The sequence below is a fragment of the Paenibacillus apiarius genome (assembly GCF_017052585.1).
GTDB lineage: Bacteria > Bacillota > Bacilli > Paenibacillales > Paenibacillaceae > Paenibacillus_B > Paenibacillus_B apiarius.
The window spans coordinates 3,395,918-3,408,375 of sequence record NZ_JAFFHZ010000001.1; the positions used below are offsets into that span (position 1 = coordinate 3,395,918).

At 53.0% G+C, this 12,458-nt stretch carries 8 protein-coding genes; all 8 read left to right on the forward strand.

Going from position 1 to position 12,458, the window contains the following annotated elements:
• Positions 1 to 52 precede the first annotated feature (52 nt).
• The 8 genes from JSQ80_RS15270 to JSQ80_RS15305 all read left to right on the forward strand — a co-directional run bounded on the left by JSQ80_RS15270 (position 53) and on the right by JSQ80_RS15305 (position 12,234).
• Positions 53 to 1,873, forward strand: coding sequence for a sensor histidine kinase (locus JSQ80_RS15270; protein WP_206095885.1), 1,821 nt, complete (start codon positions 53 to 55; stop codon positions 1,871 to 1,873).
• Complete coding sequence (locus tag JSQ80_RS15275) at positions 1,851 to 3,392, forward strand: response regulator transcription factor (protein WP_206095886.1); 1,542 nt, start codon at positions 1,851 to 1,853, stop codon at positions 3,390 to 3,392. Before JSQ80_RS15270 ends, JSQ80_RS15275 begins: the two co-directional genes overlap by 23 nt.
• 587 nt (positions 3,393 to 3,979) lie before the next feature.
• Positions 3,980 to 4,756 (forward strand): DUF4367 domain-containing protein, encoded by a 777-nt coding sequence (locus JSQ80_RS15280; protein WP_206095887.1) that lies wholly within the window; start codon positions 3,980 to 3,982, stop codon positions 4,754 to 4,756.
• A 315-nt stretch (positions 4,757 to 5,071) separates the two neighbouring features.
• A complete protein-coding gene (locus JSQ80_RS15285) occupies positions 5,072 to 6,310 on the forward strand; it encodes an ABC transporter substrate-binding protein (protein ID WP_206095888.1) in 1,239 nt (412 codons plus the stop codon).
• A 113-nt stretch (positions 6,311 to 6,423) separates the two neighbouring features.
• The gene (locus tag JSQ80_RS15290; protein WP_087434578.1) at positions 6,424 to 7,374 is read left to right on the forward strand and encodes a carbohydrate ABC transporter permease; all 951 of its coding nucleotides are present in this window, start codon (positions 6,424 to 6,426) and stop codon (positions 7,372 to 7,374) included.
• 5 nt (positions 7,375 to 7,379) lie between these two features.
• Positions 7,380 to 8,204: a carbohydrate ABC transporter permease gene (locus JSQ80_RS15295; RefSeq protein WP_206095889.1), complete on the forward strand. Its 825-nt coding sequence runs from the start codon at positions 7,380 to 7,382 to the stop codon at positions 8,202 to 8,204.
• Between the two features lie 202 nt (positions 8,205 to 8,406).
• Complete coding sequence (locus JSQ80_RS15300; protein ID WP_206095890.1) at positions 8,407 to 10,491, forward strand: amylo-alpha-1,6-glucosidase; 2,085 nt, start codon at positions 8,407 to 8,409, stop codon at positions 10,489 to 10,491.
• Positions 10,492 to 10,620: 129 nt separating this feature from the next.
• Entirely contained in the window at positions 10,621 to 12,234 is a 1,614-nt protein-coding gene (locus JSQ80_RS15305; RefSeq protein WP_206095891.1) for a glycoside hydrolase family 13 protein, read from the forward strand.
• The last annotated feature ends 224 nt before the right edge of the window (positions 12,235 to 12,458 follow it).

Consider the following 12,458-nt stretch of genomic DNA (forward strand, 5'->3'; position numbering starts at 1 on the left):
CTTTTGTTTCCATGTAAGCGCATTAATGGCGCTTCAGCGGGGAGAGGATTGAATGCGGAACATCAGGAACCGGCTGCGCAATGTAAGCTTGAAGCAGAAGCTCATTATCGTGTTTTCATGCTTTCTCATTATTCCATTCGTCATCATCGGCGGCACGTTATCGTGGCTGTATATGGATTCGAACCGGAATATGATTTTGGACGCAGCGGTGGACAATAACAATCAGATCGTCAAAAACATCGACACGTCCCTGCAGCCCTTGCTGCGGCTGGCGATGTACCCCGAGCGGGATCAGACGATATTTCAAATTATGCGCAAAAACTACGATTCGCTGCCTTATCCGTTATACGAGCGAGGCCGGGACTTCGATACGGTGAACGGGATTATCCGGAACAGCATGATGCTCTATACGGATCTGCTGGACTCGGCCGTCATCTACCAGAGCGCCAATCATGTCGTAGTGGGGCGAAGCAATAATGGTTATATGGATCACAATTATTTGGAACATGAATTTTACTACGAGCCGTATATCCAAACGATTTTGCAGCAAAAAGGGCTTGTCGTTCCGGTCGGCATCCATCCCGAGAAGCTGATGTCGTTCCATGACACTCCGGTCGTGTCGATTGGCCGCGCCATTGTCGACCCGTATACGAAGGAGAACCTCGGCTTGATTCTGCTTAACATCGGCATCGACAAGCTGGCAGGCTTGTGGAGCAGCATCCACTTCACGGAGCATACGCAATTCTATTTACTTGATGAGCAGAAAAACATCGTATATAGCAAAAATCCGGACGATATCGGGGCGAAGGCAGCAAGCGTGTTGGAACATAGGAATGGCGGCGGGGAGCTCGGAACGAAGGAAGATGCCGCTAACTACATCATCACGTCTGCTTCCGAGGTAACGAATTGGCAAGCGGTGACGATTATACCGAAGCAGGAGTTGTTCTCGTTCGTGAACGTTATCGTGCGGACGATTTTCATTTCGCTGCTCGTTCTGCTCGGCTTGTCCATTCTTGCTTCAATATATATCGCGACGAGCATTACGAAACCGCTTTCGGCCTTGAACGCGAAGATGAAGCTGGTCGCCCAAGGCAAGCTGGACGTCAACATTGATATTCAGCATGGGGAAGTGGGCCGAATCAGCATCACGATCGATCATATGCTGCAGGAAATCCGGCGGCTCATTCAGCGCATCTATGACGAAGAGCAGGAGAAGCGGCACATGGAGCTGCTGGCGCTGCAATCGCAGATTCGGCCTCATTTTATGTACAATACGCTCAACGTCATCAAGTGGATGGCCAAAATTCAAGGCGCGACGGGAATCGAAGAGGCATTGACCGCTTTTTCCTCGGTCATCAAGTTCACGGCGAAGACAGAGAGCGATGTGGTGACGATTCAGGAGGAAGTCGAGTTCATCAAGAATTATACGAACATATTGGATTTCCGTTATTTCAACAAATTCGAGGTGGAGTATGACATTGACCCGGAGGTGCTTCCTTACAAGACATTGAAATTTCTGCTGCAGCCGCTGGTGGAAAATGCGGTTTTTCATGGCTTCGACGGCATTCCTTACAAAGGGAAGCTCAGCATTCGCATCTACCGGGATGGCGAGCATGTCGTTATGATTGTCGCTGACAACGGCAGAGGCATGTCAGGTCCGGAGCTGGAAGAATTGCAGCCTGGTCCGGGTTCGGATCCGATGAACGGAATCGGGGTGAAAAATATACGCTCGCGCATCGAACTGAACTATGGGACAGAGTGCGGGCTGTGGATGACGAGCGCAGAGAACGCCGGAACGACCGCTACCATCATCATTCCGGCCATTACAGAGGGAGAACGGGGGATTGGCAATGAGAGTATTAATCGTGGATGACGAGCCCTTGGTTCGTATCGGACTCAAATCGGCCATCCGCTGGGAAGCGGCCGGCCTCGAAATCGCGGGCGAAGCCGCCGATGGCGAGGAGGCGATAAAGCTCATATTGGAGCGGCAGCCGGATGTCGTCATGCTTGATATTAAGATGCCGAAGAAGGACGGTCTGGAAGTGTTGCAGGAAATGAAAGCGCTGCATGTTCCGGCCAAGGTTATCATTCTGAGCAGCTTTGACGATTTCAATCTGGTCAAAAAGGCGATGAAGCTGGGGGCCGCGGATTATTTTCATAAGCCGAGCATGAATGTGCAAGAGATCGAAGCGGTGCTGGCCAAATTAAAGGAAGAAGCCGAGTCCGGTTCCGAAGGAGCGCCCAGCCAGAGCGGCGGATCTGTTCGGGGCAAGGAGGATGTTGTGCGCCACCTGCTTCGCGGCAGCATGGATGGCGTCCGGCAGACGAAGCTGCAGGAGGGCAACTTGTATGCGCTGCTGTTCACGATTAAAAATTACACGCACGTCGCCAAGCGGTACACAAAGGACAATGCGTCCATCCTGCCCAATACGATCGGCAACATCGTCTCCGAGCTGCTGTCAAAAGAGCCAGAGGCGGAATATGTGCAGCTGGAGGACAACCTGTACGCCGTATTGGTGAGCCATAGCGGCACGAAGAGCGTGCAAGCCTCGTTCGCGCATGTGAATGAGCTCGTCTATCTCATTAGCGCTGCGCTGAAAAGGTTCGTCAACATCGACACCGTGTTCGGAATAAGCGGGCCTGCACAAGTCTATCAGGAGTGCGGCCAGGCGGCCATGCAGGCGCGGCAGGCGCTGGCAAGGAAGTTCTATCATCCGAACGACCCGATCTTTTATGCCGAGGCGCACCGGAACGGGGATGCCGAGCAAGCGCTGGAGCAGGTTAACGCTCATATCGCGGCGATGAAGAACGGGCTGAAGGACGAGAAATACGATGAATTCGCCCGCAGCCTGTCCGCGTGGGAGCAGTTCCTGCAGCAGAGCGAATGCATGGACGAGAAGGATGTCCGCAAAATTTATCAGGGACTCTTGTTCATGCTGAAGGACGGCGAGGAATATTGGGGCGATGCGAACCGGCTGGAAGAGATTGAGGATTTCAGCGAGCTGTCGGTTGTCTATCATTCGCTGTTCAATGAGCGGCTGGCGGAGAAGCTGGCGCAGCAGCATAAGGAATACAGTCCGCTCATCCGCGGCATTTTGCAATATATCGACACGAATTACCGGGAAGACATCTCGCTCAAAAGCTTGGGGGAGCAGTTCCATGTCAGTCCGAACTATATTAGCCGGCTGTTCAAGCAGGAGGTGAACCGGGGCCTGTTCGATTATCTCAATGAGGTGCGCATCGAGAAGGCGAAGGAGCTGCTGCTGGATTACCGCTACAAAATTTACGAGGTGGCGGATATGACGGGCTTCAACAGCCAAGTCCATTTTGCGATTGTGTTTCATAAGTATGTCGGTATGTCGCCCAAGGAGTACCGCAAAGAAACGGTCTGAATCCCTTTTGATCACGAAGTATAACTGTAAGCGGTCTCGGCATCGAATCTTGCATTCACCCTCGAAGTCCGATGCTCATGTAGTCTGGCCTACATTCCGCTTCTCCTTCTTCGGGTTCTTGCAACCTTCTCGGTGCTGAAAAGGGATCCCTTTTGACCATTAAGGAATGCTCAATCTCTGTGAAGACTAAAGCAGAAGGAAACATTCCTTATGGCGATAAAACCAACCTTTAAACGCGGTCGCTCATCCTCGAAGGGCCTCGATAGAGGTTTTCTCATCACGAAGTATAACTGTAAGCGGTCTCGGCATCGAATCTTGCATTCACCCTCGTAAAGCTTATGTTTCCGAAGCATGTTTCCTGCGGAAACATTTCAGATGCTCATGTAGTCTGGCCTACATTCCGCTTCTCCTTCTTCGGGTCATATGTAAAGCGGCAACCCTCAGCGGGGACTTATAGCAATATGAGTTCCTCTGTGGTTATTTGTACTTTTTTGAACATTGCCGCGATTCATGTCACAAATAAGCGACTTGAGATTGTTATATAGATGAATCCAATTAGTTCTGTAAGAAGAGAGGAGCAATAACAAATGAAAACGACGATGAAATTGGCAATTGCCACTCTCAGCAGTATGCTGCTGTTCAGTTCCATGAATCTCGCTGTGGAGGCAGCTTCCCCCCAGTCCGTAAGCGACAGAGCGGTGAAGACGGCGGCTGCTAAGCCGAAGGCTGCAAATGAAGGGGAGAAGCTAGAGAAAGAAGAGCAGGCGAGAATAGCCGAATTGCTTGAAAAAAATCCAGATGATACGTATATGGTATACGTCAGCAATGAAGTATCGAAAAGAAAAAACGCTAAAGTTTATTCCATGGGGAACCCTTTTCCAAAGTTCGATACATATGAAGATTACCAAAAAAAGGCATCAACCTTGAAAGATACGGTGCTGCAACAACCTGCTGACCTGCCGGAAGGTTATCAATTCGTGACGGCAGGAATCGCCGGTCCATACAGCACTGATTATACAAAAGAACTGGAGGCCGAGGCGAAGAAGCTTGGGAAGAAGATTTATTCCAAAAAGATTAACTGGACGCGAGCGAACGGAATCGTTCTAGAGTATGCGAATGGAGAAAATCAATTGTTCTTGGAATATAAGCGTCTTGATCCGAAGGAATCTGTCGATCAAAAAGGGTATTCCTATGAATCCGCTGAGGAAATGAAGAAGAAATATCCACATCTAGAGAAAGAAGACCTGAAAAACACCCTTATTTGGTTCGAGAAGGGCAAGCAATTTACAATCACAACGAATCCAGAGAACCCCTTGACGAAGGAGAAGCTCATCAAGCTTGCTGAAACGATGGTCAGAAAATAAATACACAAAGTCGCAATAAACGGCAATGCGGGCTGTCTAAAACAGACAAATAAGCATGAAGAGCGGCAACCCTCAGAGGGGAATTAGGGCACTAAGTATTCCTCTGGGGGTTGTTTGTGTTTAATAGTTCGATTTCGTTAAAGAAATGTCAATCGCGTTAAATAAAAAGGTTCTTCTAGGAGGTGCTGCTGTTAAGCTCCAGGAACAAAGTCAATCCTGATAAATGAATCATCATTTCAATAATGTCGCCAGCCGGCTGAAAACGGTACCATTGTAGTCAGAGGTTCACAACCGAAGAGATTGGGAGGAGAGGTCATGAACAAAATGAAAAGGCTTACCGTATTGCTGCTGGTGTCGCTGCTGCTGTTGGTCACGGCTTGCGGCAAGGATAGCGGGAATGGCACTCCGGCGGCGGGCAAGGACGAGTCACAGGAAAAAGCGACAGTGACGATGGGGTTCTGGGGCACGGCGCAGGATTTGAAAATTTATCAGGATGCGGCGGCTTCCATTAGCGACCAGTATCCGAACTTGGAATTGAAAATCAAGCAGTATCCGAGCAGCGAGCAGTTCTGGAATGTGCTGCCGGGCGAAATTGCGGCGGGTGTAGCGCCCGACTTCATAAAGATTTCCAACGAAGGGGCGTACGAGTATATTAACAAAGGCCTGTTCACTTCGTTGGACGAGCTCATCGCCTCGTCAGATGTGGATATGAACCGCTTCGCGGCTTCGTCGGCGGATATCTGGAAGGTCGATGATAAGCTGTATGGCATTCCGAACTTGACGATGCCGTCGATGTTCTTCATCAACGCCGACATGTGGAAGGAAGCGGGTCTTGGCGAGTATCCGCAGACATGGGACGAAGTGGAAGCGGCCGCCAAGAAATTGACGAAGGATGACGTGTACGGCATTACGATCAACATCGATGCGTATCACATTACGAACTATGTGAAGAGCTACGGCGGCGGCTGGGGCAACGGGAAGACGATCAACTCGGCCGAGAACGTGCAGGGGCTGCAGAAAATTTTCGATATGTACAAAGAGGGCGTTGCCGTGACGCCGAAAGCGCTTGGCTATGGCTGGGACGGCGAAGTATTTGCGAATGGCAAAGCGGCGATGACGACGGGCGGATACTGGTACAAAGGTTATTTGAAGGATGCCAATCCGAACCTGAACTATGTCGCGCTTCCGGTGCCTAAGGGAACGGTCAACGGCGGCACGATGATTTCCGACGCTTATGTCGTATTGAAGGACGCGAAGAACAAGGAAGCGGCGCTCAAGGCTGCGTATTATTTGACAAATGACAAGACACAGACCGAGTTCCTGAAGCTTGGCTTCAATTCGGCGGTAACGAGCTTGTCAGCCAAATATTTCGAAGAGAATCCGGAATTCAAAGCGGTCGAGAAGGCGCTTGACTATAGCACTGACTTCGCTTATCCGGCAGAAACGAAGAAGTTCATTGATGAATTGGTGAAACAGCTTGAAGCGACCATCTTGGGCGGCACGAGCCAGACGCCGCAGCAATTGCTCGACGGCATTCAGCAACAATTTCAGTAGGTAATCGGGTTCCCGTTTCCGTCTTGTGAAGCGGGAACAGCTTTATTCGTTGATATGAGGACTTAATAGCGGAACAACTTCCAAATTAATTTGAACATTCAGGAGGCTTGCTTATGGCTGCCTATGACAATAAACATGCAACGGCGGATTACAGCCGCTTGAACAAACGCCCGTCGCGGTTCCGTTCGCTCGCGGATTCGGATACCGCGGTCGGCTGGCTGTTCACGCTGCCGTTTCTGGTGCTGTGGGTATGGTGGTTTTTGTACCCGTTCGCGCAATCCTTCCTGCGCAGCTTTCAGGAAGTCAGCTTCACGGCGCTAGGTGATGCGTCCTTCATCGGGCTGCAGAACTATATCCATATTTTGCAGGACCCCGAGTTCTATCAGGCGGTGCTTCATTCCTTGCAGATCGTCGTTATCGCCGTTCCGGTGCAGACGCTGCTCGGCTTGCTGATGGCGGTGCTCGTCAATCAGAAGATGAAGGGCCGGGGAATATTCCGCACCGTGTTCTTCATTCCGTATATTACGTCGCAGATCGCGGTAACGACGGTGTTCATGATGCTGTTCAAGAAGGGAACCTTCGTGACGAAATTTTTCACGCTGTTCGGGTTCGCGGATACGACGTGGTTCGCAGATACGCGCTATGCGCTTTTGTTCGTCAGCATTCTGTTCATTTTCCAGCAGTGCGGGTTCAGCATGATCGTATACTTGTCCGGGCTGCAGGAGATTCCGCGCGATCTGTACGAAGCGGGGCAGATGGACGGAGCGTCCAAATGGGCGCAGTTCCGCTATATTACGCTCCCTTCCCTGAAGCCGGTCACGTTCTTCGTCGTCTCGGTCGCGACGCTGCTCGGCTTCCAGATCTACGATCAGATTGCCGCGATCTCGCGTTACGGCGCTTTGGGCTCTCCGGCCGGGGCGACGAGTACGGTCGTCACTTATTTCTATCAGCACGGCATCCGGTATATGAATATCGGGTACGGAAGCGCGGCCGTCGTACTATTTTTCCTCATTATTCTGTTGATTACGTTCCTGCAAAAAAAATGGCTGGGCGATAAGGAGTGACAACGATGCAGGCTAACAAACGCTTTACCGGATTGCTTCATTATGCCGTCGTCCTCTTGCTCGGACTGGTGTTCCTCCTTCCCTTCGCCTATACGCTGTATACGTCGTTCGTGACGATGCAGGATGTGAACAAGCTGGCGGGGATGCCGCATTGGACGCTGGACAACTATAAGCTGTTCTTCACGAATGAAGCGTACAACGTGCCGAAATGGTTCCTGAACACAGTCATTATGACGGGGCTCGTCATTATCGGCAACCTGATAATTAACCCGATGGCGGGCTTCGCGCTTGCGAAGCTGGAGTTCCCGGGCAAGCGGATCATCTTCTGGATCGTCGTGGCGACGATGATGGTGCCGTATCAGATGATTTTGATTCCGGTCTACGTCAATATGGCGCAGATTGGCTGGCTGAATACGTTCGCGGCGTTGACCGTTCCGTTTCTGTATCAGTGCCTGTACATCTTCATGATGAGGCAATTTTTCATCGGCGTGCCGAATGAATTCATCGAAGCGGCGCGGCTGGACGGCTTGACGAAGATGGGCTCGTTCTGGCGCATCGTCTATCCGCTCGCGAAGTCGCCGCTCATTACGATGTCGATACTCGCATTTGCGGGCACATGGAACAGCTACCTCATTCCGAGCACGCTGGCCAACAGTCCCGATCAATATGTGCTGGTCGTGGGTCTCAACAGTGTCAAGGATATGTTTTTCGAGAATACTCCGCTCATTATGGCCGGGGTTGTGCTGTCCACCTTGCCGATTCTTATCTTCTTCTTCCTGTTCCAGAAGCAGTATGTCGAGGGGATATCCAGCTCCGGCATTAAGGGATAAGGGATGAAGCGCCAGCAGAAGTGGAGAGGAATGGACAGATGCTGCATGGAGTCTGCTTCTTTGCTTCTGTATCAGGTATTCAGCAGTAAGATGAAATGGTTGGGACAGATGCGCGGAGACTGACGGCATGGAAGCGGATTGCTGGATTGCATAGATGACTTGCGGTCATGGCTGCAAAATGACAAGGGAATGAGGCGGGAACATGGACTATTGTGTGATTAAAGAAGGCGATCTGTTCTACTTGACGGATAAAAATGGCGATATCGCCGCGGAGCACGACGGCGGATATGGGCTGTATACGAAGGATACGCGGTTCTTGAGCCGGATGGAAGTATATATTGACGGCGAGAAGCCTGCGCTGCTGTCCTCGTCGTCGGATAAAAGCTACTTCGCGTCCATCCGGGCGATGAAGGAACGCAAGGACGAAGGGGCGATCGAGCTCCAGCGGGAGCGGTTCATCTTCGACGGCGTGTTGTACGAGCGGATGACGGTAACGAACTATTTCCCGCAGGCGGCTGCTTGTGAGCTGGCGGTTGCGTTCGATGCCGACTTCCAGGACATGTTCCTCGTCCGCAAATACCGGACGGGTGAAGTGGGCCGGATTAGCGGCCGCGAGGCGGGGGAGCGGCATGCGGCAATCCGTTATGCGGGCGCAGATGGCATGATGCGGGAAACCGTGGTGCAATGGGACCGGGAAGCGGGCCGCGTGGAGGAAGATAGTGCGGTAAGCTTCGCGCTGGAGCTGGCCCCGAAGGAAGCGGCGCGCATCTGCTTCGCCATCATGCCGGTATTGGCAGGGCAGCAGGCGGCTGTGCTGCCGTTCGAGGAAGGCCTGCGCCGCTTGGAAGAGTCCTATGCGGCATGGGAGGAGGAGACGGCCAGCGTCACGACCGATTCCGAGCTGTTCAACGGCCTGTATCGTCGCGGGGTGCAGGATCTGCGCATGCTGATGACCGATGTCGGTTACGGCGATACGCCGGTGGCCGGACTGCCATGGTTCGCCGTTCCGTTCGGCCGCGACAGCCTGATCACATCCTTGTTCATGCTGCCGCTGCAGCCCGAGAAGGTGAAGGGCACGCTGCGTACGTTGGCCGCTTACCAAGGGAAGGCCTGGGATAAATGGCGCGATGAACAGCCCGGCAAGATTATGCACGAGATCCGCTTCGGCGAGCTGGTGACGACGAAGCAGTCGCCGTTCTCCCCTTACTATGGAACCGTCGATTCCACGCCGCTGTTCCTCGCGCTCATCGGCGAATATGTGCGCTGGACGGGCGATCTGACGCTTGCTGAAGAGCTCAAGCCGAACATGCTGCGCGCGCTCGAGTGGATCGACCGTGCCGTCTTGGCAGGCGCAGGGTTCGTGACGTATCATCAGGAGGCGGAGAAGGGATTCCCGAACCAGGGCTGGAAGGATTCAAGCAATTCGATCGTCCACGCTTCGGGAGAATACGCCGCTTCGCCGATTGCTTTGTCCGAGGTGCAAGGGTATGTGTATCAGGCGAAAAAGAGCCTGGCTCCCGTATTCGCAGCCATGGGCGAAGCGGTGCTGGCCGAAAGGCTGGAACGGGAGGCGCAGGAACTGAGAGCCAGATTCGAGCGGGAATTCTGGATGGAGCGGGAAGGCTTCTATGCGATCGCGCTCGACAAGGAGCAGCGTCAAGTAGAGTCCGTTACCTCCAATCCGGGGCATCTGCTCCTGTCCGGCCTGCCGGATTGGGAACGTGCCGAGCAGGTCGCCGCGCGGCTGCTCGCCGTAGACATGTTCAGCGGCTATGGCATCCGTACGATGAGCACAGAGGCGGCCGGATATTATCCGATGAGCTACCACAACGGCAGCGTCTGGCCGCATGACAATGCCTTGATTCTGCTCGGCTTGAGCCGCTTGGGCTTCAAGCGGGAAGCAGGCAAGGTGATTTCGGGGTTGCTTGCGGCGTCCCGGCATTTTGAGTATCAAAGGCTGCCTGAATTGTATTGCGGACACGGCGCGGAACTGGGCGAGCCGGTGCCGTATCCTTCGACATGCTCCCCGCAGGCCTGGTCGGCAGGCACGGCGGTCGCCTTTGTGCAGGCGATGCTGGGCCTCGATCCGAACGTGCCGGCAGGCGAGATTCGCATCAACCCGATGCTGCCGGAAGGGATTGGCGAGCTGACGGTCGAGCGGCTGCGCATTGGCGCGGGCGAGCTGTCCTTGAAGGTCACACGCTTGCGGGAAGGCGCGGACGAGGTTGGCGTCGAGGTGCTTGGCAATACTACAGGCTTAGCCATTGTGCAATTCGGTGTAGAATAGTAGTGTTAGTGTATATAGAGTAGTGTATATAGAGTAATAGACAACGGCCGTCTTCGTGACGGCCGCTTCTCGCAATAATCACAATAGATGAGAAGGATAGCGGCAGAAGATGCAGGAAGGAGCAGGCAGATGAAGCGAACATGGTGGAAAGAGGCTGTTGTGTATCAGGTATATTGGAGAAGCTTCAATGATACGAATGGGGATGGATACGGAGATTTGGAGGGGGTCATCCAGAAACTTGACTATATCCGCGATCTCGGCGTTGACGTCATCTGGCTCAATCCGTGCTATGGATCGCCAGATGTGGATAACGGCTACGATATTGCCGATTACCGCTCGATTATGCCGAAGGCGGGCACGATGGACACCTTCGAGCGCTTGCTGCAAGAAACGCATGCGCGCGGCATGAAGCTCATCATGGATTTGGTCGTGAACCATACCTCTGATCAGCATCCGTGGTTCACGGAGTCGCGCTCGGCGAAGGACCATCCGAAGCGGGACTATTACATCTGGCGGAAAGAGCCGAATAACTGGCGCTCGTACTTCACCCCTTCCACCTGGGAGTATGACGAAGCGACGGGAGAGTATTACTTCCATTCCTTCGCCGTGCAGCAGCCTGACCTGAATTGGGACAACCCGCGCGTGCGCGAAGAAATATATGATATGATGCGCTTCTGGCTGGATAAAGGCATCGACGGCTTCCGCATGGATGTCATCAACCTGCTTGCGAAGCAAGCCGGATTCCCGGATGCGGCAAACCCGGACGATATTTCATACTTGGGCAACAACCCCGGCATTCATGAATACCTGCAAGAGATGCACGACAAGGTGCTGCGGCATTACGACATTTTCACGGTCGGGGAAATCCCGTTCGTCACGCCGGAAGACGGCGTGCTGTATGTGGGCGAGGAGCGCGGCGAGCTGCATACGCTCTTCCACTTCGAGGTGTGCGACTATATGGCGCATTGGGACATGCAGCGCTTCAAAGAAATTCAGAAGCGGTGGTATGAGGGCATGTGGGGCAAGGGCTGGAATTCCCAATTCCTGAACAACCATGACCATACCCGTGTCGTCACCCGGTTCGGCAACGATACGGCGTACCGCGTGGAGTCGGCGAAGTGCTTCGCGACACTGCTGCATACGCTGCCCGGCATGCCCTACATCTTTCAAGGCGAAGAGATTGGGATGACCGGCGTCCGCTTCGATTCCATCGACGACTACAACGACATCGCGATGAAAAACAAATATAAGGAAGAAGTTGGCAAGGGCCGCGATCCGCAGGAAGTGTTCGCGAGCCTGCTTCACTTGGCGCGGGACAATTCCCGCACGCCGATGCAGTGGGACGATTCAGCGAATGGCGGCTTCACCGCCGGCACTCCATGGATGAAGGTGAATCCGAACTACCGGGATATCAACGTAAGCGCGGCACTGTCCGATCCGAACTCCGTCTTTTATTACTACAAGACGCTTATCCAGCTGCGGAAGCAGCATCCGGTGATGGTATACGGCAGCTACGAGCCGCTGTTGGAGGAGCACGAGCAGATCTATACTTACACCCGTTCGTTGGATGGGGAGAAATGGCTGATTGTGCTGAACATTTCGGAGCAAACGGTGGCGTGCGAGCCGCCTGCTTCTGTCTCATTAGCGGGAGCAGAACTGCTTATTGGGAATTATGCGGTGGAATCGGATGCAGGCGAGCTGCGATTGAAGCCGTATGAGGCGCGGGTGTATCGGTTGGCGTAGAAGTGAATAGAGTAAAGCGGGAACATCCTTTACTGGGGCGGGGGCCTTGGTAGGGGATGTTTTTTTTGAGATGAGTTTGATTAAAATGTACAAATTATGCATCAATTGATGGGATCCATTCTCCCTATGTTTTCTAACCATCCATCGAAAAGCACCCGTTGAAAGGCTTGCATATCCTCATAGTCTAATGTATGTTATTGCTGACAGGCGCGAAAATGATCACT